Origin of the sequence: Tunturiibacter gelidiferens (assembly GCF_013410115.1) — a bacterium.
GTDB classification, from domain to species: Bacteria; Acidobacteriota; Terriglobia; order Terriglobales; family Acidobacteriaceae; genus Edaphobacter; species Edaphobacter gelidiferens.
The window spans coordinates 1,227,223-1,252,126 of the sequence record NZ_JACCCV010000001.1 but is presented as its reverse complement, the minus strand read 5'-3'; the positions used below and the strand labels follow the sequence as shown (position 1 = coordinate 1,252,126).

Here is a 24,904-nt window from a genome sequence, read left to right as displayed (position 1 = left end):
GGGCGTAGCTTCAATCGATTCTCACCTGGATGGCAACGATCGTCATATCGTCATCCAAGTCTTCGGGCGACCCTCGAGCGGACCAGCGTGACAGTTCCTCGAGAAGGTGATCGGCGAAGTAATCTGCGGAAGTGCTGTCCTCGGTCTCCAGAAACTGCTTGAAGCGTTCAGTGCCAAACTCGACTCCCGCAGGGTTCGCCGTTTCCGGAATTCCGTCGGTGTAGAGCAAAATTCGATCGCCGGCCTTGAGAGGTAGTTCTCTCGAAGAGTAAGTCGCGAAGGAGAATTTTCCGAGAAACAACCCATTTTCTTCAATACTGCGCAAGCCCTCGGGTCCACCCCACAAAAGTAGAGGCGGGTGACCGGCACCGGAGTAGGTCAGCGTTCGGTTCTGCATATCGATAAACAGGTACGCCGCCGTGACGAAATGGTGTTCGAACTTTCCGCATAGCGCCTGATTCAGACCCAATAGTACCCGCGCCGGATCGGAAGCGTGGCTGACCTCGGATGACAGCGCGATCTTCAACATCGAGGCGATAAGCGCGGCAGGCATTCCATGTCCCGATACATCGGCTACAAGAATGCCGATGCGTTTCTCATCTACCACGATGAAGTCGTAAAAGTCGCCAGCAACGGAGGTCATGGGGATGTAGCGCGCAGCTATATCGAGACCTTCGATCTTCGGGATCGTGGCTGGGAGAATCGATAATTGAATCTTCCGCGCTGTATCCAACTCTTTTTGAATCGTGAGCAACTGCAGGCTGAGCTGTTCACGAATTCCACGAAGCACGAGGTGAGTTTGAACACGCGCCTTTACAACCGCAGGCGAAAACGGTTTATGGATGTAGTCAACTGCGCCGACATCAAAGCCCTTGGTCTCCTCCTCAACTTCTGTCTGTCCGGTAAGAAATATGACGGGGATGTCACACGTTTCCGGAGCCAGTTTCAGACGTCTGCATACTTCGTACCCATCCATCTCTGGCATCATGACGTCCAGCAGAATCAGGTCCGGGGGAGGCGTAGCTTTTGCGAGTTCCAGGGCTTTTGCGCCGCTGGTTGCAACGCGAATTTTGTAGATGTCTTTCAGGATTGCATTCACGATTTGAATATTGGCCGGAGCGTCGTCCACCAACAGCACTGTCTTCTTCTGATCGATCTGATTCATTTCTTGTCCCCATTTCGTGTGCAACGTTGGGCAATCTCATCCAGCTTCACTAGTGCTGAAGCAAAATCGAAGTCGTTGATTGATTCGCTCAGAGCGTTCAGATAGGGCTCCTCGACAACCCCTGCAACTGCGTGCTGCAAACTGAGAAACGACGCTTCGGCGTCGCCGTCACTTGCTTCGAGCAATCTCCGGAGCTGGGCAATCGCTGTTGCAGCCGTTTCTTCAGAAAAGGGCGAGATTTGCACCGTCTCCTGCCGAGCGGTTGTTGAATCGCGTAGAGCCTTCTCAATAGCTTGAACTTGAGTGCCCATCACTCTCGCAAACTCGAGGAGCAATGCAGGGACAGTTTCCTCATCGCCATGAAGCGCCCTCTCCAGTTTCTGAGCCACGGTCTGCACCTCGGAGATTCCGAGGTTGCCGGCGACGCCCTTCACGGTATGGGCAATGCGTTCAGCCAGGTTACGATCGTCGCTTTCGAGCGCGATTGAGACTTGGGCGGCTGCGTCGGCTTGTTTAGCGGCGAACTGCCCGAGCAGGTCGCGATATAGCCGTCTGTTCCCGGCGACGCGGTTGAGGCCATCCGCGACTTTAACCCCTGGGATTTCCGGCAACACTACTTCGTTGGACGGTTTTGAAATGACAGCCGGCGTTTGAAAATCGAGGCTCTGTTTGGGCCTGGGCTTAGCCCATCGGAGCAAAGTCGCAAACAAGTTATCGGGATCAATCGGTTTCGACACGTGGTCATTCATGCCTGCGTCGAGACAACGTTGACGCTCTTCGACCAGGGCGTGAGCCGTCATCGCGATGATTGGGAACTTCCGCAAACGCGGGTCGCTTCTTAGTAGTCTGGTTGCGGTGAACCCATCCATCTCGGGCATCTGGAGGTCCATGAAGACGACATCGAACTCTGGAGCCTGGTCTCCAGCGGTCAGGATCTTCACGGCTTCCCCACCGTGGTTAGCCACGGTCACGATTGCTCCGGCGCTTTCAAGAAGTTCAGTCGCAACCTGCTGGTTCATCTCGTTGTCTTCGACCAGCAACACACGGATTCCCGTGGCATCGTGCACGGTGGCCTTATCCCCCCTGTCACGGGAACGGGGCTCATCTACTCCAGCAATGCCGAATAGTTCTATCAGAGTGTCATAGAGCAATGACTGATTGATCGGCTTCAACAAGTAACTTTCGATACCAATCTCCTCTGCCTGAGTTCTGATTTCATCTCGTCCGAAGGCAGTGACCATCACGATTTTCGGAATATTTTGCAGGCGGTCGTTACGTTTGATGATGCGGCTCGCCTGAAGGCCGTCCAGTCCCGGCATGTGCCAATCCATCAGAACTAAACGATAAGGATCCGCCGAGTCAGCTGCGGCTATTTCGCGCACGGCATCTTCACCTGACGAGACGGAGTCTGCGCGAAGTGCGAATACACGGAGTGCCTCCGTGAGGATCTCACGTGCCTGCGCATTATCGTCCACCACTAACGCTCGGATGCCCGCCAGATCAGCGATCAAGCGTTTGCGTTTGTCTTCCGATCCAATTCCAAACCAGATTGTGAAATGGAAGGTGCTGCCTACGCCCGGTTCACTCTCGGCCCAGATAGACCCATCCATCATTTCAACCAGTCGCTTGGAGATGGAAAGGCCGAGGCCGGTGCCACCGTACTTTCTCGTCGTCGAAGTGTCGGCCTGCGCGAATGCCTGAAACAGCCTGGAACTCTGCTCGGGTGTCATCCCGATACCGCTGTCGCGGACTGAGAACCTCACCTTAACCCGCTCTGCCAGCTGTTCTTCGAGCGTAACTGTCACCAGCACCTCGCCACGCTCGGTAAATTTGACCGCGTTATTCACCAAGTTGATCAGGATTTGTCCGAGGCGCAGTGGGTCGCCCATCAAGTTATGCGGAATGTCATGCTGCGAAGCGATCAGGAATTCAAGGTTCTTGTCTTGTGCTTTTTGACTTACGATTGTCGATAGATTGTCGAGAACGTCTTCAAGCCGGAAGTTTATTTTCTCAATATCGAGCTTGCCCGCTTCGATCTTGGAGAAGTCCAGGATGTCATTAATGATCCCAAGCAACGAGTGCGCGGCGAACTTCACCTTGGTCAGGTAGTCTGTCTGTTTCGGGGAGAGATCGGTCTTCAAAGCGAGGTGCGTCATCCCAATGATGGCATTCATTGGTGTACGAATCTCGTGGCTCATGTTGGCCAGGAAAGCAGATTTGGCTGTGGTGGCGGCTTCGGCTGCTTCCTTGGCGACCGCAAGGTCAGCAGCCTGTATCTGGGTTTGCTCGAGCAGTTTTATAGTAACGAGCTTGCTGGCCAGGATCTTTGTATTGAGTGCAACCGTTGGCAAGAGCGCGTCCAGAAGCGCCTGCTGATTCTCCGATACAGGGGCTGAAGGCGCCAGCTCGATGACCGCCAGCACGTCACCTTGATTCATAACGGGGATAAAAAGAACGCACGCGGGCGTTACAGCGCCAGCACCCGTGTTGACTTGGAGAAGTTTGTCAGCCCCAGAGACGATCCGAAGACTGCGCCTCTCGGCTGCCGCCTGTCCCACGAGGGCTTCGCCGAGAACAAATTCTCGCGGTTCTGTGGAGACGTCCGTCGCGAAGGCTCCGACACGAGAGAAGAGCGTGTGGTCTTCGTTGGCCAAGTAGAACGCACCGTACAGGAGATTCAGCGTCACTGAGATTCGCGACAGCAGGATAGTGGCGAATGCTGCGAAATCCTCTGTCGACTGAAGTTGCTCCGTCGTAGTCGCCACCTCCGCTTTTATCCAACCCAGGATTTCCTGCTCACGGGCAGCGATCTGCAAGGTGTTTAGCGCACGGCTCATCTCTCCAATTTCATTGGGCCGATCGAGATTCGCCACGGGCAGGTCCAGTCGTCCTTCTGCTACGTCCAGGATTCGGGTCCGGAACGACAACACGACTTTTACAACTTCAACCTGCACGATGGAGAGGGCGATCGTGAAAGATGCAGCTAGACCGAGAATGATAACGATCCACGTAATCAGAATTGTGAGGTGAGTTTTATCGGTGAGTTCATCCGACCGTTGGTCAACCGTCGCGTGAACTTCATCGGCCAAGTCGGTTAACGCTTGTCGGCCCTTGCGGAAGTCCGGATCGAAGACCTCTCGTGCCAGCTTGATCGCTTTGTCATTGTCGCTGTTCAGGGCTGCAGCTCGAATGGGACCAGAGTCCGACACGCCCTGGTCGAAGAGAGTGGTGGCGGCATTGATCTTCTGCGCTACGTTGGGGTCTTCTGCAACGGCTAATGCGACAAATGAATGAAATTCGACAGCTGTCCTCTCAAGATCTGCGTCGACCGCCCGCTTTCTGTCGACGTCAGGTTCGGCAATCTCTTGATAGATTAGCTGGGCGAATCGGTTGCTTAGCCCCCGTGCGACTGTCAGGTTGTGGAGTGTCTTGAAATCAGAGCTGATCAGATCGCTATAGCGCGTGTCGATTGTCTTCATCTCGATCGACGCGTACAACGCTGCCAAAATTACCATGAGCGCCAGCGGGAGCAGGGCTACGAATATCTTGGTCCGGATTTTGAAATTCGATAGGAGACCCATAATTTTCACCTGCTCCGGGAGATGCCAATTGTAGCTGTCGAAGCTGGGCATGGCACGGACTTAGACAAACGGGCTGGAACTGCGCAGGTGCGCGCGAGCGGGAACTGGATGAACGATGCTGTCTAATCCACTGACGTGCGTAAACGCGGATTGCCGGCGACTGAAAGGAGCGAACAAGTATCTATGCACTTCGAGAAGGGACAGACGCCTCAGGCGAACGCATTCCAGCGACTCACGATGTACAATTCGAGGCAATTGTCTGCGACTAGTCGAATCCATGGATTTTCGATCGAAGACCGGGCAAGCTGAAGTTTATCTAGGCCGGCACACTGGACAGCTATTTCAGCGTACCCACCTAGTAAGGACAAGCAGCCGAACGGGTTCGGCCGCCTAGGGAGTCTGTGGGGTTGTTCGTTCCCGGAAACCAAGGTCACCTCAGTGCAGATAGTTTCTCCCGGGCAAACGATAGCTTCGTCGAAGTGCATCTCTCCAGCTTCCAAACGAACGCAAAGAAGAGGGTAGGCCATGAACAGGAACAGGTACGGATTACAAACGCGCCGTTTGGGACGAAGACCGGCAGTTCGTTCGCGGGCAGAAATCGTTAACAGAAGATTACGGACAAACTAGAACCTAGAGGATCATCTTGTTTCGGCAACGCCGGAGGAGGGTCGATGACAAAGGAACAGCGCAGACTGAATGAAGCTCGCACGAAGGAACACGCCTGGAAGAAGTGGGGCCCCTATTTGAGTGAACGGCAGTGGGGGACGGTTCGTGAAGATTACAGCGAGGACGGAAACGCCTGGGATTACTTCACGCACGATCAGGCGCGATCGCGGGCATACCGGTGGGGTGAAGACGGTCTGGCAGGCATCTCCGACGATCACCAGGTTCTCTGTTTCGCGTTGGCTCTCTGGAACGGCAAGGATCCGATCCTTAAGGAACGGCTCTTCGGGTTGACGAACAGTCAAGGCAATCACGGCGAGGACGTGAAGGAATACTACTTTTACCTGGACAGCACGCCTACGCACTCGTATATGAAGTACCTCTACAAGTATCCGCAGGCGGCGTATCCGTACTGGGACCTCATCGAGACAAACCGTCAGCGGGGCCGCCATGCGCTGGAGTACGAGTTGCTGGACACAGGCATTTTCAACGAAGACCGATACTTCGATGTATTTGTTGAATACGCCAAGGCCGGACCGGACGATCTGGGCATACGGATCAGCATCGCGAATCGCGGACCTGAAGAGGCCACGCTGCACCTGTTACCGACGCTTTGGTTTCGCAATACGTGGTCGTGGGCAGAAGGCGCTGCCAAACCGATACTGGCAGCGGGGCAAATGAAGGGTGCGAGTGTGATTTTGGCCCGCCACACCGACCCGCTCTTCCAGGAGTCGTTGGCCGATTACAACCTCTATTGCGAGGGAGCGCCACCACTGTTGTTCACCGAGAACGAGACCAACAATGCAAGACTCTTCGGTGGTAAAAATGCTTCTCCTTATGTCAAGGACGGCATCAACGATTTCGTCGTAAGCGGCGATACTCAGGCAGTAAACCCGGCAAAGCAAGGGACCAAAGCTTCTCCACATTACATCCTCAATATCGGTTCCGGCAAAACCCAGATTGTGCGCCTGCGTTTGTCGCGGTCCCTTCCGGACAAGGCCGAAAGTCCCTTCAAGGCCTTCGACGAGGTCTTCACCGAACGCAGGCAAGAGGCGGATGAATTCTACGACTCCATCATCCCGCCCTCAGTGAAAGCAGATCCTGATCGCGCCCTTGTGATGCGACAGGCGCTGGCCGGCATGCTCTGGAGCAAGCAATATTTTTACTACGATCTCAACAAGTGGCTAAAGGAACATCATGTCGGACCATGGTCACCGCCCGAGGCGCGCAAGAAGGTGCGCAACAGCGAGTGGTTCCACATGGAAAATGATGACATCATTTCGATGCCTGATAAGTGGGAGTACCCGTGGTACGCAGCGTGGGACCTTGCATTTCACATGCTGGCGTTCCAGTCAGTGGACTCGGATTTTTCGAAGTCGCAACTGGATCTGATGCTGCGCAATGACTATCTTCACCCCAACGGGCAATTACCGGCCTATGAGTGGAACTTCGGCGACGTGAATCCTCCGGTGCATGCGTACGCCACCATGCAGATTTACCTGACGGACAAGGAGCGAAACGACGGTAAGGGAGATCACGAGTTTCTTATTTATGCATTCTCCAAACTCCTGATCAACTTCACCTGGTGGCTCAACCGCAAGGACAGGACAGGAAACAATGTGTTTGAAGGCGGCTTCCTGGGGCTGGACAACATAGGTGTGTTCGATCGCAGCTCGCCGCTCCCTACGGGAGGGTATCTGGAACAGGCTGACGGGACCGCATGGATGGTGTTCTTCAGCCAGCAGATGCTGCGCATTGCCGTGGAACTCGCGCTGTTTAACCCGCTTTATGAGGAATTTGTCATCAAGTTCTTCGAGCACACCATGTGGATCTCCGGGGCGATGGACCGGATGGGCGAGCATCTTGACAAGATGTGGGACGAAGAGGATGGATTCTTCTATGACGTGCTCCGTTTGCCGGATGGGCAGGCTTTCCGTTTGAAGGTGCGATCCATGGTCGGCCTTTTGCCTCTGGCGGCGGTCGTGATCTTTGAGGAAGACGTACTTGAAAAATTGCCGGCGTCCCGGAAACGGATTAGGGAGTTTATGCAACGCCATCCCGAGCTTGCGGCAAACCTTCACATGCCGGCCACGCCAGGTTTGGCGGGCAGACGCATGCTCGCCACCGTGAACGAGGAGAAGTTGCGCCGTATCCTGGCGAGAATGCTCGACGAGAATGAATTCTTCGGACCGCATGGCATCCGCGCGCTCTCGCGCTGTCATCTTGAGCATCCCTTCGTTTTCGGGCTCAGCGGTCAGGAGTATCGCGTGTCCTATCTACCGGGCGACTCTGACAGCGGCATGTTCGGTGGGAACTCCAACTGGAGGGGACCGGTCTGGATGCCGGTTAACTTCCTGCTCTACCTCTCATTGCTCCGGCTGGGTGCTTATTACGGCGATACCTTCAAGGTGGAGTGCCCGACTGGCTCCGGTAAACTCATGACCTTGTTTGAGGTCGCGCACGAGCTGGCAGAGCGGCTCATCGGAACCTTTGTTCGCGGCGAGTCTGGGCGCCGGCCGGTGTTTGGCGGGACGGAGAAGTTCCAGACCGACCCGCTCTGGCGAGACAACATCCTTTTCTACGAGTACTTCCACGGCGATAGCGGCGCTGGTATCGGCGCGAGTCATCAAACCGGGTGGACGGGCTGCATTGCAAGGATTATCCAGTCAAACGGCCGCTTCACGGCAGACATGCTCGGCGAGAAGGGTATCGAGCGCCTTGCCATCCTAATGGGCCAGGAGGAGAGTGACTCAGACGAGCGATGATGGCATTTCCTTTTATTGAGGCAACTAAGCTTTTGGGGCGCGCAGAGAAGTTCAATATCTCTCAAAGACCTCCATGCCATGCGAGCGAGATTCTTAGTTGGGCAGTCTCGTAAAAAGGACGACGACGGAATGGGGTGCAACGGAATACTCGAGACTCGGTACAGGTTCAGCCGCATTCCAGTCAACGATGTCCGCCGGTGAATCGAGACTCGTATCGATCCATCGCCTCCAAGGATTTTCGGTCCATAGATTCATAAACGGCAGCTCAAACTCCAGAGCCTCCCAGTAGCTGTTGAAAGCGATATAGAACATCAATTTTTCTTTGGGAATCTCCGCGCTGAATGCCAGGCTGTGCGAGGACGGACTCCAGTCAGGTTGTCCAACCTTAACTCCGTGCCAGGTCTTATTAGCATCAAACAAAAATCGTTCCAGGCTTTTGCGATCGGCCTCCGGCTCGACATCCCTCAGAAGCCGTCGAGCTATGAGCAGTTTCAGAAAGCGATGGACCTCCGCATGTTTGTCGACTAATCCCCAGTCAAACCAGCTGATTTCATTGTCCTGGCTGTAGGCGTTGTTATTGCCTCTCTGGGTGCGTCGCACTTCATCTCCCATTAGAACCATGGGTACACCCAGCGCAAGCAGGGTCACCGTCAAAAAGTTCTTCACCTGTTTATTGCGCAGCTTTTCGATAGCCGGATCGGCCGACGGGCCCTCGACACCGCAATTCCAGCTTCGATTGTCGTCGCCTCCGTCACGGTTAGCTTCGCCGTTCGCCTCGTTGTATTTGCGTTCATACGAGACTAAGTCGTTCAGAGTGAATCCATCGTGGCAGGTGACAAAGTTCACGCTCTGCTCTGCCTCACGCTTCTTATGACCATAGACGTCCGGACTGCCAAGAAAGCGATCCGCCAGGCGAGTAACTGTGCCGTCCTCAGATCGGAAGAAGCTCCGAATGTCATCTCTAAACCTTCCATTCCATTCCTTCCAACTGTCTCCGATAAAACTGCCGACCTGATATAGCCCAGCCGCGTCCCACGCTTCGGCTATAAATTTGGTTCCTGCCAGCGCAGGATCTGTTTCTATATCCCACAACACAGGGGGATTCGCCATGGGTTGGCCGGACGAGTCGCGAGTAAGGATGGAGGCCAAGTCGAAACGAAAGCCATCGACGTGCATCTCTTCGACCCAGTAGCGCAGGCTATCAACGATCATGCGCCGCACAATTGGGTGATTCCCATTCAACGTGTTGCCAGTTCCTGTGTAATTCGCATAGCGAGAGCCGCCTTCCAGGATGTAGTAGGCGTTGTTATCCAACCCACGAAAGCTCAGAGTCGGTCCACTCTCGTCACCCTCCGCGGTGTGGTTGTACACGACATCGAGAATTACTTCGATCCCGGAACGATGGAGTGCCTTGACCATGTCCCGGAATTCATCCACTGGGCCGAGACGCTCCTGTCGTGAACTGTACGCGCGATGTGGCGCAAAAAAAGACACCGGTTGATATCCCCAATAATTCACATGGCCTGGCGGGCAGTCTTGTGCATCGAACTGAAAGATCGGGAGCAGTTCGACTGCCGTGACCCCCAGGTCTCGGAGATAGGGTATTTTTTCGATGAGGCCTGCAAACGTGCCACGGGTGTTAGCCGGTAAGCCGGAGTTCTGGTGGCGGGTAAACCCACCCACATGCATTTCGTAAATCACTGTTTGTGAGGACAGCCGGTGCAATGGCCGGTCGCCTTCCCAGTCGTAGACGTAACCGCCTACGACTACGCTTTTCATCGAGGTTGCGGCATTGTCGCCTCCATCGTGGGCGGACTCGCGGCTGTAACCGACGGGAACGACTACTTCGCGCCCATATGGATCTAAGAGCACTTTGGACGGGTCGAAACGCGGTCCTTGCGATGGGTCGAAGGGCCCATAAACACGATATCCATACAGTTGTCCCGGCCGCAATCCAGGTACGAATACGTGCCAGTAGTGGTATGTGCGGTTGGCCAACGGATCGAGACAGAGGATTCGGGAAGGCGGCCCATCCTCGCTGTCGAAAAGCAGTAGATCTACTTGTGTCGATCTACGGGAGTACAGGCTGAAGTTGACTCCACCCTGCACCACCGTGGCGCCTAACGGCGCAGTGTGTCCCGTAGCCGATAAAACCTGCTCCGAGTTCGGAGTGTTAGATTTGCGATCATAGCCGATTTGCATCGTCCACCATCCTTGCTTATTGCAAAGGGTTGTTCAAACAGCGGTCACTCCTGCACACTGCGACTACAGGGCAATCGCTTTCGCAAGAAGCTCTAAAGGGCAGCAACGAGATCGGCGGAAGCCAGGCGCCCGAAGGCGCCAGTGTTTGCCGACGATGGGCCTGGCGGTTGGCGCATTAGCTGTGTTCTCATGCCGGTCGCCTGTCTCAGTGCTATCCGCCACTAACTTGTCGCGACCGGCAATGATACCTCTCTCATATTTCCTCTGCTCGGCCATTTGCTCCTGAGGATTTCAGACCGTTTTCATTCTTCAGATCTCATTCAACGAAGAAATGTGGATTCGGGCCTAGCAATACTGCTAGTCGTGCCGTTGATTGAGATGAGATATAAAGCGGGCAACACTATATCGGTGATAGCTCGGGCAAGTCCGGCGAGGAGAAAACGATGGGAGCGCGACCTATGGTTCGGAGCTTTCCCTTACACACAGGCAAGCTTGAGATGTTCTTTTGGCCAGGTAGGCGGAGCCGCGGCTTCGATATCGTCTCGATTGTTGTGGGTATGTGCCTACTGATGGCCGGCGGCGGTTGTGAGGAGAAGAAGGAAGCCGGGCCGCCGCCGAAGCCCCCCGAGGTCGAAGTCAGTGACGTGGTGGAACGGGATGTTCCTATCTATGAGGAATGGGTGGCTCAGCTGAACGGCCAGGTCAATGCGGATATTACTCCCAAAGTGCAGGGATATCTGCTGAAGCGTGACTATCAGGAGGGTTTTTTCGTCCACAAAGGGCAACTACTTTATGAGATCGATCCCCGCCCGTTTGTCGCCAGTCTCGACCAGGCGAAGGCGCAGGTAGCGGTCGCAGTTGCGCAGCAAACCGAAGCGGAAAACAACGTCACGCGGGACCGCCCACTCGCTGAACAGCATGCTATTCCGCAAAAGCAACTGGACACTGACATATCTAACCTGGCGGCGACGACGGCGCAGGTCAATGCGGCGAAGGCAAGCATGGTCCAGTCTGAGTTGAATCTGTCCTGGACCAAGGTCGTATCTCCCATCGATGGCCTGGCCGGCGTCTCGAATTCGAACGTTGGCGACCTGGTGGGCACTGCAACCAAGATGACGACTGTCTCCCAGGTGAATCCGATCCGTGCATACTTCAATATCAGCGAAAGCGACTATCTTGGCAGAGCACAGGCGATCGCGCATTTGGTCCGAGGGGGCAGAGCACAAGGAAAACCTATTCCGATCGAGTTCATACAGACGAACGGGACCACTTTTCCGGCAAAGGGCAAGATCGTTCTGGTCAATCGGGAGATCGCATCGCAGACCGGCACGATCCAGATTGCAGCAGAGTTTCCCAACAAGGACGGCATCCTGCGCCCGGGCGGTTTTGGCAACGTTCGTATTGAAACCGGAACAAACGAGCATGCCCTGCTGGTCCCACAGGCGGCGGTCATTGAAGTCCAGTCGATGTATCAGGTTGTTGTCGTCAGCCCGGAGAACAAAGCCATGTTTCGTCCGGTCAAGGTCGGAGAACGAGTCGGACCGAATTGGATCGTGACAGAGGGGCTGAAGCCTGGAGAGAAGATTATTGTCCAGGGCTTCATGAAGGTCCGCCAAGGTACGCCGGTCACCCCCAAGCCATACGTCGTTGCGTCCGAGGCTGAGGGCAACTGACCATGTCCAAATTTTTTATTAATCGACCGATCGTCGCGATTGTGATTTCGATCTTGATGGTCATCGCCGGCATTGTTTCGATGTTGGGACTTCCAACTTCCCAGTTTCCCAATATTGCGGACCCGCAGATCCAGGTCATAGGCAACTTCACTGGTGCCGACGCCCAGACAGTCGCGCAATCCGTAGCGACCCCGATTGAGCAGCAGATGTCGGGCGTCGACAAGATGAACTACATGTACTCGCTGAACGCCAGCAATGGGCAGATGACGCTGACGGTGGACTTCGGCATAGACACGGAGGCGAGCACTGACCAAATTCTGACCCAGATGCGTGCCTCGCAGGCCAACTCACAGCTGCCGAGCGCAGTGCTGAACCAGGGCATAACGGTGCAGAAGTCCACAGCGGCACCGTTGATGCTGATCGACCTCAGCTCCCCGAAGGGCAGCTATGACAACATCTTTCTGGCGAACTATGCCACGATCAATTTGAACGACGCGCTGACGCGGGTGCCTGGAGTCGCTTCGGTATCTGTCTTCGGCGCTGGCCAGTATGCAATGAGGTGCTGGGTCAATCCGGACAAACTGGCGAACCTCAAGATCACCGTTCCGGAGATCATCAGCGCGATCCAGGCCCAGAACAATGTGAATCCTGCGGGGCAGATCGGCGGCAATCCCGCTCCGCCGGGTCAGCAGTTCACGTATACGGTGCGCGCTCCCGGTCGCCTTCCTTCTGCGGAGGATTTTGGCGAGATCATCGTTCGGGCAAGGGCCGGCGAAGGCATTTTGCGCTTGAAGGACGTTGCACGCGTGGAGTTGGGAGCGCAGAACTACAACATGATTGGCCGTCTAAACGGCAAGCCCGCAGCGCTGGTGGCGGTCTACCAAGCCCCCGGCGCAAACGCGGTCGCGACTGCCGCCGGAGTTCGTGCGTTGATGCTGGAGTCGAAGACCCGCTTTCCCGAAGACCTCGACTATATTGTTGCGCTCGACACGACGCTCGCAGTGACTGCCGGGATCAAGGAGATCGAGCATACTCTGCTGGAAGCATTAGGGCTGGTCATCCTTGTGGTCTACATTTTTCTACAGGGGTGGAGGGCCACGCTTATCCCGCTGCTGGCGGTTCCGGTTTCGCTGGTCGGTACCTTCATGATCTTTCCGTTGCTGGGTTTTTCGATCAATACGCTTTCGCTGTTTGGTTTAGTGCTCGCAATTGGGCTGGTGGTCGATGACGCTATCGTCGTCGTCGAGGCGGTTGAGCACCACATCGAACACGGCATGACGCCACATGACGCGACGATCAAGGCGATGGAAGAAGTCGGCGGCCCGGTGGTAGCGATTGCGCTGATTCTGGCTGCAGTGTTTGTGCCGACCGCATTCATTCCTGGTATTACAGGTCGGCTTTATCAGCAGTTCGCCGTCACGATCGCGGTGTCGGTCGCCTTCTCGGCTTTCAATGCGCTAACGCTTAGCCCCGCCCTATCGGCAATGTTGTTGCGGCCAAGGAAAGAGTCTCGCGGCCCGCTGGGGGCGTTCTTTCGCGGATTCAATCGCGTCTTTGGCAGAGTCACAGATGGATATGTCAATACTTGCAAACACCTTATCCACAAGGCGGGTTTCGCATTTCTACTCTTGCTGGTCTTTGTAGTCGGAGCGGGCTACTTTGGGCATAAGACACCGGGAGGCTTTCTTCCGGATGAAGATCAGGGCTATATGTATGGCGGACTTCAACTGCCGAACGCGGCGTCCCTAGACCGTACTTCAGAGGCGTCGAAGGTGGTTGAGAAGATCATGTTAGATACCCCGGGTGTTGAGAACGTCAGCTCGGTGATTGGCTACAGCATGTTGAGTGGCGTCAATACCACTTACAGTTCCTTCTTCTTCGTCTCGTTCAAAAATTGGGAAGAGCGTAAGACTCCTGAGGAAAGCTACCTCGGAATCAAGCGGCACCTGATGGGCGCGCTGTCCAGAGTTACTTCGGGGATAGCTTTTGCCTTCCCGCCTCCGGCAATTCCTGGCGTCGGAACATCGGGTGGATTCACCTTTGTTCTGGAAGACCGCTCCGGCAGTCCGATTGAGTTCCTCGCGAAGAACGCCGAAGTGTTCATGGCGGAGGCCCGCAAACGCCCGGAGTTGGCTGGTGTGATGACCACGGCACTATTTGGAGTGCCGCAGGTGGGAATTACTGTGGACCAGGAAAAGGTGCTTACTCAACAAGTAAACCTGGCAAATGTATACCAGACACTGCAGACGTTTATGGGCGGATCCCTCGTGAACTATTTCAACCGTTTTGGTCGCCAATGGCAGGTCTATATCCAAGCGGAGGGTAATTATCGAACCTCAGCAGACAACCTGGGCAAATTTTATGTGACCAACGGCAGCGGAGAGATGGTGCCTCTGAGTACGCTGACGGGAAACGTACCACGCAGCGGACCCGAATTCATCATGAAGTACAACCAATTCCAATGTGTCCAGATCAACGGTTCGGCCGCCCCTGGCTACAGTTCGTCCCAGGCAATTGCGGCGTTGGAAGATGTCTTCAAAAAGACGATGCCAAGCCAGATGGGCTTCGACTATCTGGGCATGTCTTATCAGGAGGTGAAGGCGGCTCAAGGAGTCAGTCCGGCCGTCGTCTTCGGGCTGTCCTTCTTTATCGTGTTTCTGATCATGGCCGCGCAGTATGAGAGCTGGACGCTGCCACTCAGTGTTCTGTTGGGCGTTCCAATCGCTGTCTTTGGAGCGTTCGCTGCGCTTTATCTGCGACGGCTCGACAATAACGTTTATGCGCAGATTGGCCTAGTTATGCTGATCGGGCTGTCGGCCAAGAACGCCATCCTCATCGTTGAGTTTGCAAAGGCTGAGTACGAGGGCGGCAAGTCCTTGATCGATGCGGCGCTCTCTGGCGCGAAGCTAAGGCTGCGACCAATCCTGATGACCGCGTTTGCCTTCATCCTTGGCTGCGTTCCCCTATGGACGGCTTCAGGTGCGGGTGCAATCTCCAGGCAGGTGTTGGGAACGGTAGTGATTGGCGGCATGCTGGCGGCTTCGCTGCTTGCAGTCTTCTTTATTCCTGTTTCCTTCGATGTCGTCGAGCGTTTCGGCAATCGCTTCGGCAAAAAGAAGGAGCCGGAAGCGATTCACGAACCTATTTCGAAAGGCACTCCACAATGATCGGCATAAGACCATTCGCCGCGATTATGTTGGTGCCACTGATGGCCGGCTGCAAAGTTGGACCGAACTACAAGCGCCCGGTGGTGGTTACACCGGATCAGTATCGCGGGGTTGCGCCGGACCTGTCCAATCCAACGGGAACACAGCCATTTGCCGAGATGCAGTGGGAGACGGTCTTTCAGGACGAGGCGTTGAGAGCACTTATTAAGGAGGCTTTGGCCAATAATTACGACATGCAGATCGCCGCCTCCCGCATCCTGCAGGCCCAGGCAGTGGTAGGGATAACTCGTGCTAACCAGTTGCCCAACGTCTCGGGCTCAGGCGGTGTCAACTATCAGCGTAATGCGATTATTCCGAACGGACCGACTCTGGATTCGCTTAGTATTCAACTGAATTACATTGTGGACTTCTGGGGAAAGTACCGTCGTGCCACCGAGGCCGCACGTGCGCAGTTGCTCGCGACCACCTATGCCCGGTACGTGGTTCAAACAACTCTGATCTCCGACGTGGCGGTCGCCTATTTCCAGTTGCGACAGTTCGACGATCAGCTGGATTATGCGCAGAAGAACGTCGCAGCCGACAATGACATCTTGCGGCTTAACACCATCAAGTATCAGGGTGGCGACAGCGCGATTACAGATGTGTACCAAGCCAACCTGCTATTGCAGCAATCTCAAGCTCAGGTGATCAGCAGCCAACAATCCATCGCGCAATCTGAAAACCAGATCAGTATTTTGCTGGGACGCAACCCGGGACCGATCTCCCGCGGCCTCAACCTGGTCGATCAACCGCATCTGGCTACTGTGCCCACCGGACTTCCTTCGGCCCTGCTCGAGCGACGCCCCGATGTGCGGCAGAGCGAAGAAGCATTGGTTGCGGCGAATGCCAACGTGGGAGTGGCCAAGGCGGCCTTCTTCCCACAGATCTCTTTGACGGGCCAGTTCGGGGCGCAAAGTACTGCTTTAACCAGCTTCCTCCAGGGGCCGGCGACCGTCTGGTCGCTGGGTGGAGAGGTGCTGCAGCCCCTGTATGCCGGTGGTGCGATCACGAGTGCCTACAATCTCGCATGGGCACAGCGTACCGAGACAGAGTTGATCTACAAGCAGACAGTTCTGAATGCATTTGGCGACGTAGCCAACAGCCTGGTCGGTTATAACCAGGCTCGACTCTTTCGGATGAAACTCGAGGAGCAGACGAACACGTACGAGGAAACTGCCCGCCTTGCGAACGTCCGTTTTTCGGGTGGAGTTACGAGCTTCCTTGAAGTGCTCGTTACCCAACAGCAATATTTCACTTCGGAGCTGGCGTTGGCGCAGGCCTGGAATGCCGAGATGCAAAACTACGTCCAGTTGTACCAGGCGCTAGGCGGAGGCTGGCAGCCGTAACGTTATTCCATACCTGGTATCTCACCTCCGCCTGTTCGGAGGCCCGATCTGTGCGCGCGAATACGGCAGTACCGCTAGCGATAGATCTGAGAGCCCACGGCTTGGACTTATCGCACTAGTATTTTTGGCAATAGCCATTTTTTTCGATCTGGATAGAGTGAAGCAACAAGAGATCGATGTCGAACGGAGCTAATCTTCCGTAGTTGAGTGTTTCATTGGCGGTTACAACTTAGAGTTAATCAGCGCTGCCGTTGAGGAGCCTTAGCAGCTCTTTTGCGATGTGATGGATTGGCGATCGATCGAATTGTAACGACCGAGGGCACGGTCTCCGAGAATGCTTACGAGAAAGGCTGCCAGATCATAAAAGTGAGAGTGCTTCGAGAAAGTCCATCCTTTGGGGGCATCCGCGGCGTAATCGCGGTTCTTTGCGTGCTGCTTTTGTTGCCTGGCGATTTGGCGACATACGCTCAATCGTCGCCCCAGCAAGATTCGCCGCCGGAGCAAGCTGCGGCGAAGATTCCGAATGACCAATTGGACTCTCTGGTGGCTCCCATCGCACTTATCCTGACCCGCTGCTGGCCCAGGTTCTCGCTGCGCGTTTGGTGTTGGAATGGCCATTGGGGCTGCCTGGGGTGGAGGCTGGGGATACCACTGTGGATGGGGCCACACCAGTAACGTCACCATCAACCATCACAATACGTTCGTAAACAACTCCTATAGGACAAACGTCAACCGTCCGTCACAGCTACCCGCCGGCGAGGCAACAATTGGCAGCACAATCCTCAACACCGCGGCGGCGCTCCTTACTCAAACAGGGCAACCGCAACCCAATATGGCGGCACTGCCCGGGGCGATTCGATGGCCAGCCGGCAGGCGAACGCAAGTCAGAACCAGGGGCAGTTCGGTGGCCGACAACAGGCAGGCACGATGGATCGCTCCAGCGCCAACCGGCAACGGCCGAGCACGATGGATCGCGGCGGATCTAGTCGGCAACAGCCCAGCGCGATGAATCGTGGCAGCGGCGGCGCAGATCGTATCGGTAACCGAAGCGTTCCCAGCGGCGGTGGGTCACGCGGAGGCGGAGGTTTCGGCAGCGGTTCCGGCGCTTATAGCGGAGCCAGCGCGCGCCAGCAGTTCACGGGGATCAGCCAGCATAGGTACCCGAGGGGGTGGTGGAGGCGGCGGTTCAAGGGGTGGAGGGCGGCAGAGGTAGACGAATCTTGACCAGGAAAACTACATGCGATCACATAAACCTAACTTCAAATCGAGATTCCTTGCGGCCGCCCACGTGGCTGCCCTGTCGTGCCTTCTGACGGCCTTCGCCCATGCAACCTCGGAACTTAACCAACCCGCAGCGAGGGTAGCGCAACTTGCGCAAACGTCATTTGCCACGCCGAAACAGGCTGCCGACGCTCTCATCCAGGCGGCTGCGAACTACGACGTGCCCGCTCTTATGGGGATGTTCGGATCGGATGGTAAGGATATCGTTTCGTCGGCGGATGCGTTCGAGACAAAAACTCTGCTGCCTCCTTTGCCGTGGAAGCTCGCGAAAAGACTGAGGTAGTCGTAGATCCAAAGAACCCGAATCGCGCCGTTCTTTCCGTCGCCGACGAAGAGTGGCCACTCCCAATCCCGATCGTCAGAAAAGAGGCGAAATGGTATTTCGATATTAGGACGGGCCTCAAGGAGATTCTGCTCCGCCGCATCGGGACTAACGAACTGGACGCCATTACTATCTGTCGAGGCTACGTGGAAGCACAGAAGGACTACGCGGAGGAGATCCACGACGACTCCGGCGTGAATGAATATGCACAGCGAATTATCAGCACGCCGGGGAAACAGGATGGGCTCGCCTGGCAAAATCCGGATGGCAGTTGGGAGGCCCGATCGGCGAGGCTGTAGCGAAGGCCCTTGATGAAGGCTACGAGGACAAACACAAGCCGTTCCACGGCTACTATTTCAAAATATTGAAGGGGCAAGGTCCTGATGCGCCCTTAGGAAAGCTCGACTACATGATCCGGGGGACGATGATCGGCGGATTAGTCCTCGTAGCCGTACCTGCTGAATATCGCGTCACGGGCGTGAAGACCTTCATGGTTGATTACGACGGAGTTGTCTATCAGAAGGACTTGGGAAGCGACTCCCTCAACATCGTCAAGAGCATGGAGTTCTACAATCCAGATAAGACCTGGCGCCCCACATCCGACAATTGGTGACATCTGGACATTAGGCGTCTAACCTTGGACGCACGTCTTCCGGCAACGTCACACGGCATGCTCGGCGAGAGGTCAATTTCCTCGGGCCTTCAGTAGTCCGTCTCGGTAATGGCCGTTTGCGTTCAATGAAAGCTTGCAACGTCGCCCTGAATAAGTTTCACACGGTTATTTCGTTTACCAGGGCCTGTGATGGTTACGAAGGCAGATCCAATTAGAACTTTATTGTGAAGCAAAATGAGCCGCTGATGCAGATCCCTGGTGGCCGGTAAATTCAATACTTGAAGGGTAGCGCTTCAGCTATCCAATCCGCAGGAGATCTATTGCGATCTTGCTCAAAAGGATCAGCAGATTCCAGGTTCACTGCTAGTAGATTCAATAACTCATTTTCGATAAGCCGCAATCGGAGTCAACTTTCGCGCGCGCGACAGCTTGCCTCATAAACCATAAGGCCTTCACATACCTAGAACTCTTGTGGCTCGTGTAGGCTTCTTCCATTCGGAGCAGGCTGGCGGGGCGAACAAAGGCTGCGCAGTCAATCCCTTGCTGCGCTACGCCTTGGAAACGCAAACCATCGATAAGCTGCTTGCCTGGAGGGGGTTGGGACAGGGAGGTTTGGTTAAGGTTAGTTAAGTGCTTCAAAGATAATATTGCGAAGGGTACAATTTTAACTTCGCACTTGTTGTTTTTGGGAGGACAATAGGGATCAGCACCAGGTCGTGGTCTGCTCAAAAGTTTAGATTGTACGACTAATTGCAGACCGACTGAACATTACCCCGAGCCAACGGCCTCCGCCAAGAGGCGAATGGTTTTGCAAGCGGCTCTTGTCCAGCACTGAGCGAGTTCTTCTCTCCGGCTTCCGTGTCTTACAGGCTAAAATCTCGCTTCGCCCCAGCATTTTTTTAAACTTCCTGACTTCTTGGCACAAAAAGAACCTTGACTTGGCATACAAGAGTGACCAGCACGTACGACCATACGTCCTTCGTCTTAAGGGTAACTGCTCCTGAGTCGGAAATGAAAGGCAGGGTTCATGCGTTGCGACTTACAAGTCTCGAACGATGTTCCTGAATGTGCGTCAAAGCTCGGGCCCCGCCTGTCCATCGATATGATTGGAGATCCCAATGCCTTGGATGAGGAGTGCTCCACATCTCCGACGATGAATCGGATCAACAGCACTCTATCGCACCGAGGGGGAACTGCGCCTTATCGAATTCATATCACCGGCGCAGCAGATCGAATCGCCTTTACTCCCAGCAGAGATCCAGCGGAAGCAATGGATGAGGCGAGTGCTCTTCATCAGGCCCAAGACAACTTTGCGGCAGTGTTTAGTGCGAATCCTTCTGTTCTTTGCATTATTCAACTTAGCAGTCTCGTCTATCGTGAAATTAATGACTCATACGAGCGACGCACTGGGTATAGCCGCAGTGAGGTCCTCGGTAAACCATGTATCGGCGTCGGCTTGTGGAGCGATCTAGATGATCGCGACCAGGTATTCGAAAAGCTCATGCTAGAGGGCAGCCTCCATGGCCATCAAGGTAACTTTCGGACCAAGGCCGGAGAACCCTTCATAACACTTCTGTCCGCTCAAATCATAGAGTTTGACAATGAGCTCTGCGCATTGGTAGTTGCAGAAGACATTACCAAGCACCGGCAGGCAGAAGAAGCCAGGATGGCACTCATTCAGCGTCTTGTTAACACTCAAGAAGTAGAACGCACCCGCGTTGCCAGAGAACTGCACGACAGTATCGGCCAGTCACTGGCACTATTCGGCATGGAACTCGAGGCGGCCCGACTGACTTTGAAGCTTACACCCGATGGGGACGAGAAAATGAAACACTTCTGCGTGAAGATAAAAAATCTTGGTCACGCGGTGGGTACCCTTTCGCATCAACTCCACTCTTCAGAGCTCGAGTTGCTTGGTCTCGTCGTGGCCATAAAGGGTTTGTGCCGAGAATTTACCGAGCGTTACAACATTCGGGTCGACTGTGTGTGCTCCGACCTTCCGGACAAGCTAGATGCTGACGTTTCGCTTGGTCTCTTCCGTGTCGTACAAGAGGCGCTGCATAACGTCGCAAAACATAGTCAAGCAAAAAAGGTAGCAGTAGAGATACGCGGGGCTCCTGACTCCGTCTATCTCAACGTATCTGACGACGGTATCGGCTTTGTCGCGAAAAAAGCTGCTGGGACGCGAGGGCTGGGACTAACCAGCATGCATGAAAGAATATTCTTGATTCGGGGTGAACTCACCATTACTTCGACACCGGGAACAGGAACTCGGGTCGAGGCGAATGTACCTCACAGGCAACATCAAACTAGTCGCTGACACAGCAACTACATTTCCTATCGTATTTAACTTTTGCAGCAAATTATTCGCTATCCCCGATGAGTCAAGAGCTTGGGAATCGTGTTAGTCTGTCACGCCAAGGGCCCCGTAGATATCCTCGATCTTCTGGATAGGGAGTGTTAGACATGGAGCATAGACCTAACGCACGTCTCTTAATAGCAGACGACCACAAGCTTCTCGCAGAAGCGTGCAAATCGATTCTTGAGCCTCGGTATCAGATCATCGGCATCTTTACCGACGGCCGGTCCTTGCTGCAGGCTGCCTTCACGTTGAAGCCGGATGTCGTGATTCTCGATATTGCCATGCCGGGTCTCAATGGCCTTGACGCTGGCGAGCAAATCAAACGCAAGATGCCTCTTGTAAAACTAATTTTCCTGACCATGACACTGACAGCCGAAATGGCGGCTGAGGCCTTCCGCCGCGGAGCCTCCGGCTATGTTCTGAAACAGTCCGCAGCTCAAGAATTGATCGTAGCCGTCAACAAGGTCATACATGGCGAATCGTATTTGTCGCCATTGATAGCGCGTGACACTGTCAGTTGCCTACTCTCTCAAGAAGAACCTCACCGCAGAAAAATCACTGGCCGGCAAACTGAAGTGCTGCAGTTACTGGCGGAAGGCATGTCGATGAAGGAAGTAGCAACCATCTTAAAGATTAAACCGGGAACGGTCGCGTTCCAAAAGTATCGGATGATGGAGACACTTGGAGTCAAGACCAATGCGGAGTTGCTCAAGTACGCCATGCAGCATCAGCTTTCTTGCGCCTAAAAACAGCAAGTTCTAACCGCGACCAATTCGCCCCTCTACACCCGACTCCGTTCTAGTCATACTAAAATTCTGGCTCCGTACTTCCTCGGTGTCTATCGCAATTGAGAAGAGGGGCTCAAAAGCGGGCTTTAGCAATCACGTTTCCGAATTAGAAAAGAATTGATTCCCTTCAGCGACTGCATGAAGCGCGTTCACCAGGTCACGGCTTATCTGAGACTTGAAAACATAACCGAAAGCGCCTATTTCTATAGCGGCACGGACAAACTCAGGATTCTCGTGAACCGACAAGAAAACGATCCTGGAAGGACATCCTCTCCGCCTCAACTGGTCCGACACTTGAAACGCTGTTAGATCTCCAAGTGAGATATCAAGCAGAATAATGTCAGGACACACAGTGTCTGATTTAGCAAGAACTTCTTCCCCACTTGCCAACGCATCTACAATCACAAACTCTCGTTGCAGTAACTGAACGAGTGCAGCCAACATACGAGGGTTATCGTCTGCTAACAAAAGCGTTATCACGAGCTCCACACCTTCTTCGTTCGGGTAGATGTCCTACAAGGCCGCCCTCTCAATGAAGACACCTTTTGAGAACTCCAGTCGCAAAATACCGCAAATTATCGACGGCAGGTGCCCATCGCCGAATGGCGTCGATTCGAGCTATCTTCATGACAAGTATGGTCGTGTATTTCTGCGCAAGCAGGGCGCAGAGCAAAAGAAAATACAGAGATTCCGATATCAATCCACAAGCGAACAATCGGAAAAAAGAGACTTGACGCGATCGAGCTGTCTATCGGGTTTTCAATAGCGACAGGTACGTCAGGTTTACCGGGATCTAGTTAGTTCCTGTTACTTATGTGCCGGCGATTCCCTTGTTCTGCAGTACTCTGACGACGACTCGTCTGTTTTGAGTCTCGCCTTCGGCCGTCTTGTCATTGCCGATCTGCCTGCTTTCGCCCATAGCCCCGGGCGCTAACATATTGGTCAGAGGAACGTGTCCCTGCTGTTGAAGAAATTGTGTGACCTTGTTGGCTCGGTCTTCGCTTAGTTTCTGGTTGAGCGAAGCGCTGCCAGATGATGAGGCGTAACCTTTTACCTGGATCGTGTACGCGGTAATAGACTTAGCCTTCTCAGCTAATTGCAGTAACTGTGGCTTGTACTTTGGATCGACGGTTACCTTGCCATTCCCGAAGTAGACCGTCAGTTCGTCCATGATGTTGTAGTCATCCAACTGCCCAAAGCGTTTGTTGGCAGCCTCGATAGCCGCCTTGTTGCTGTCGATTTTCGCTTGCGCCTGGGACAATAGTTGCTGCTGTTGCTGCATGGCTTGTTGCTGCCGCTCAAGCGCTGCTTTCTGCTCGTCTAGTTCCTTTTGACTCTGTTGGATCTGCTCCTTCGCCGGTTGCAAGCCAGCCTGTATAGTTTGCGCATCTTCCAGATCATTGCCCTTGAACTTGACCGAGCTTGCTACAAGTTCGTTTTTGGAATCGTATGTCCCCTCTACTTGAACCTGGAGACCCGGTATCAGCGCGGTCATCGACATCTGCTTGCGGCGTGCTTTGAACACTCCCTGGATTTGGGCCACCTGTGTCGTGTCTGTCAGCAAGACCACCAGCTTCGGCTCATCTGAAGTCTGCAGCGTCATGCAGGCCCCATTTCGCCCGGTTATCAATCCACTGACCTTGGTGGATTGAGCCAACGCGGTACCGCAAGATAAGAGAAGAGAGACCAGGGGACCCGCTAAAATCAAGGTCTGCGCGCTTCTTTTCATAGTCCGCTCCTTCTGTTGCTCGTGTTCAGACTCGATTTTCGACCCGGCTCAGATCGATCATGTAGTTGGTATTGTGCAGTTGTAGCGCGTGCGAGAACAATTAGCAGAAATGCTAGTGATGGATCGGAGAATTTCCATCTTCACAAAAAGTGGTGGTTCGTGTTGGGCTTACAACATTTTTTTTGTGCGTGGTTTTGTGGTTTTTGTTGGTGTTTTTGAGAAAAACGGCAGCCAAGATGTGGTGTTTTGATGGTGAAGTTGTGGTGTTTTGTGTGGTGAATGTGGTGATTAAGCAGTCATCGTTTGTGGTGATGGGGATGTGACACGGATTCTGAGTTTATTTTTTGGGTTTCCCGTTTTGGGAACGAGGGCCGGTTGGGTGTGCGGAATCGAGGTCGGGTGTAAGCTTGGTGTCTCGTAAAAACAGGAGGTTCAGATGCACTACGCTTCTACGCGCCGGACGTTTCTTGCTCACTCGGCTTTAGGTGTTCTTGCGGCTGGTGTGCCGTTGTTTGGACAGGGTGCTCAAACGGCCCAGCCTACTAGCTCGGGGCAGTCGCCTGCGCCAGCTCCGCCGCCGGCCAAGCGCACGCCGATGCCTCGCACTGCGCCGCCGTATGACAAGGCGACGATCAACATGATCGGGCCGAGGCCCGGGTATACCCCGCAGATCGGCACGATGGTTTCGATGCTGACCTGGATGGAGGGCGCTGTGCTGGGGCCGACTCGCGACCTCACGCAGGAGCAGCTCGACTACCTGTTCGACAAGAATGCGAATACGATTGGTGCGCTGATGCTTCACCTGGCGGCGACTGAGGTTCTGTACCAGAGGATTACGTTCGGGAACGAAAACTTCGACAAGCTTCCGGCGGACTATGAGGCGAAGTGGGGTCCGGCGATGAATCTTGGTGCAGCTGGGCGGGCGACGATCAAGGGCCATGACGTCGCCTACTATCAGGACGCGCTTCGTGAGGCTCGCGAGAAGACTTTAGTTGAGTTTGCCAAGCATGATGATGCGTGGCTCACCACGGCTCTGAAGGAGCCTGGTTGGGGCGGCGGCCCGGTGAACAACTATTGCCTGTGGTTTCACGTGTGCGAGCATATCTCGCACCACTCCGGCCAGATTGACTTCCTGATCAAGCGGCTGCCCGGGGCGAGGAGTGATGACGCTGCTGGTTGAGTATGACTAGATTCGTTTTTGATGGTGG

Annotated in this window: 14 protein-coding genes and 1 pseudogene; 10 read left to right on the top strand and 5 right to left on the bottom strand. The window is 54.5% G+C overall.

Annotated features, from left to right (window positions below; all coding sequences use genetic code 11):
• Positions 1–10 precede the first annotated feature (10 nt).
• Together HDF12_RS05285 and HDF12_RS05280 are read right to left on the bottom strand one after the other, a co-directional pair.
• A complete protein-coding gene (locus HDF12_RS05285) occupies positions 11–1,165 on the bottom strand; it encodes a PP2C family protein-serine/threonine phosphatase (RefSeq protein WP_179581543.1) in 1,155 nt (384 codons plus the stop codon).
• Positions 1,162–4,797, bottom strand: coding sequence for a response regulator (locus tag HDF12_RS05280; RefSeq protein ID WP_257025363.1), 3,636 nt, complete (start codon positions 4,795–4,797; stop codon positions 1,162–1,164). The genes HDF12_RS05285 and HDF12_RS05280 overlap by 4 nt, the downstream gene beginning before the upstream one ends.
• A 620-nt stretch (positions 4,798–5,417) precedes the next feature.
• On the opposite strand from HDF12_RS05280, the gene HDF12_RS05275 reads away from it, so the two are divergent.
• Positions 5,418–8,174, top strand: coding sequence for an MGH1-like glycoside hydrolase domain-containing protein (locus tag HDF12_RS05275; RefSeq protein ID WP_179581542.1), 2,757 nt, complete (start codon positions 5,418–5,420; stop codon positions 8,172–8,174).
• Between the two features lie 93 nt (positions 8,175–8,267).
• Here HDF12_RS05275 and glgX read toward each other — a convergent pair whose 3' ends face one another.
• Positions 8,268–10,376 carry a glycogen debranching protein GlgX gene (gene glgX / locus HDF12_RS05270; protein ID WP_179581541.1) on the bottom strand — a complete coding sequence of 703 codons (2,109 nt, stop codon included), beginning with the start codon at positions 10,374–10,376 and terminating at the stop codon, positions 8,268–8,270.
• Between the two features lie 569 nt (positions 10,377–10,945).
• On the opposite strand from glgX, the gene HDF12_RS05265 reads away from it, so the two are divergent.
• From HDF12_RS05265 to HDF12_RS05235, 7 genes and pseudogenes are all read left to right on the top strand, one after another.
• Positions 10,946–12,049 (top strand): efflux RND transporter periplasmic adaptor subunit, encoded by a 1,104-nt coding sequence (locus tag HDF12_RS05265; RefSeq protein WP_257025362.1) that lies wholly within the window; start codon positions 10,946–10,948, stop codon positions 12,047–12,049.
• Between the two features lie 2 nt (positions 12,050–12,051).
• The gene (locus HDF12_RS05260; RefSeq protein ID WP_179581539.1) at positions 12,052–15,216 is read left to right on the top strand and encodes an efflux RND transporter permease subunit; all 3,165 of its coding nucleotides are present in this window, start codon (positions 12,052–12,054) and stop codon (positions 15,214–15,216) included.
• Positions 15,213–16,601: an efflux transporter outer membrane subunit gene (locus tag HDF12_RS05255; RefSeq protein ID WP_179581538.1), complete on the top strand. Its 1,389-nt coding sequence runs from the start codon at positions 15,213–15,215 to the stop codon at positions 16,599–16,601. The genes HDF12_RS05260 and HDF12_RS05255 overlap by 4 nt, the downstream gene beginning before the upstream one ends.
• A gap of 610 nt (positions 16,602–17,211) precedes the next feature.
• On the top strand, positions 17,212–17,610 hold the full coding sequence (locus HDF12_RS22210; RefSeq protein ID WP_257025361.1) for a hypothetical protein: 399 nt from the start codon (positions 17,212–17,214) through the stop codon (positions 17,608–17,610).
• A 228-nt stretch (positions 17,611–17,838) separates the two neighbouring features.
• A pseudogene (locus HDF12_RS22795) lies at positions 17,839–18,817 on the top strand (DUF2950 domain-containing protein).
• Positions 18,818–19,844: 1,027 nt separating this feature from the next.
• Positions 19,845–21,137 (top strand): PAS domain-containing sensor histidine kinase, encoded by a 1,293-nt coding sequence (locus HDF12_RS05240; protein WP_179581537.1) that lies wholly within the window; start codon positions 19,845–19,847, stop codon positions 21,135–21,137.
• A 146-nt stretch (positions 21,138–21,283) separates the two neighbouring features.
• A complete protein-coding gene (locus HDF12_RS05235) occupies positions 21,284–21,925 on the top strand; it encodes a response regulator (protein WP_179581536.1) in 642 nt (213 codons plus the stop codon).
• A gap of 135 nt (positions 21,926–22,060) precedes the next feature.
• Here HDF12_RS05235 and HDF12_RS05230 read toward each other — a convergent pair whose 3' ends face one another.
• Positions 22,061–22,447, bottom strand: a complete 387-nt coding sequence (locus HDF12_RS05230) for a response regulator (RefSeq protein WP_353073909.1) — start codon at positions 22,445–22,447, stop codon at positions 22,061–22,063.
• A 331-nt stretch (positions 22,448–22,778) separates the two neighbouring features.
• Complete coding sequence (locus HDF12_RS05225) at positions 22,779–23,696, bottom strand: OmpA family protein (RefSeq protein ID WP_179581534.1); 918 nt, start codon at positions 23,694–23,696, stop codon at positions 22,779–22,781.
• Positions 23,697–23,784: 88 nt separating this feature from the next.
• Between HDF12_RS05225 and HDF12_RS21960 the strand changes: the two genes are divergently transcribed.
• Positions 23,785–23,946, top strand: a complete 162-nt coding sequence (locus tag HDF12_RS21960; RefSeq protein ID WP_218892302.1) for a hypothetical protein — start codon at positions 23,785–23,787, stop codon at positions 23,944–23,946.
• A 186-nt stretch (positions 23,947–24,132) separates the two neighbouring features.
• Positions 24,133–24,876, top strand: coding sequence for a DinB family protein (locus tag HDF12_RS05220; protein WP_257025358.1), 744 nt, complete (start codon positions 24,133–24,135; stop codon positions 24,874–24,876).
• Positions 24,877–24,904 lie beyond the last annotated feature (28 nt).

What these genes read in the sequence shown, in the direction of transcription:
- HDF12_RS05235 (WP_179581536.1), top strand. Translation starts at nt 21,284, where the DNA reads ATGGAGCATAGACCTAACGCACGTCTCTTAATAGCAGACGACCACAAG.
- HDF12_RS05220 (WP_257025358.1), top strand. Translation starts at nt 24,133, where the DNA reads ATGCACTACGCTTCTACGCGCCGGACGTTTCTTGCTCACTCGGCTTTA.
- glgX (WP_179581541.1), bottom strand. Translation starts at nt 10,376, where the DNA reads ATGCAAATCGGCTATGATCGCAAATCTAACACTCCGAACTCGGAGCAG.
- HDF12_RS05240 (WP_179581537.1), top strand. Translation starts at nt 19,845, where the DNA reads ATGCGTTGCGACTTACAAGTCTCGAACGATGTTCCTGAATGTGCGTCA.
- HDF12_RS22210 (WP_257025361.1), top strand. Translation starts at nt 17,212, where the DNA reads ATGGCCATTGGGGCTGCCTGGGGTGGAGGCTGGGGATACCACTGTGGA.
- HDF12_RS05255 (WP_179581538.1), top strand. Translation starts at nt 15,213, where the DNA reads ATGATCGGCATAAGACCATTCGCCGCGATTATGTTGGTGCCACTGATG.
- HDF12_RS05225 (WP_179581534.1), bottom strand. Translation starts at nt 23,696, where the DNA reads ATGAAAAGAAGCGCGCAGACCTTGATTTTAGCGGGTCCCCTGGTCTCT.
- HDF12_RS05260 (WP_179581539.1), top strand. Translation starts at nt 12,052, where the DNA reads ATGTCCAAATTTTTTATTAATCGACCGATCGTCGCGATTGTGATTTCG.
- HDF12_RS05265 (WP_257025362.1), top strand. Translation starts at nt 10,946, where the DNA reads ATGGCCGGCGGCGGTTGTGAGGAGAAGAAGGAAGCCGGGCCGCCGCCG.
- HDF12_RS05280 (WP_257025363.1), bottom strand. Translation starts at nt 4,797, where the DNA reads ATGCCCAGCTTCGACAGCTACAATTGGCATCTCCCGGAGCAGGTGAAA.
- HDF12_RS05285 (WP_179581543.1), bottom strand. Translation starts at nt 1,165, where the DNA reads ATGAATCAGATCGATCAGAAGAAGACAGTGCTGTTGGTGGACGACGCT.
- HDF12_RS05275 (WP_179581542.1), top strand. Translation starts at nt 5,418, where the DNA reads ATGACAAAGGAACAGCGCAGACTGAATGAAGCTCGCACGAAGGAACAC.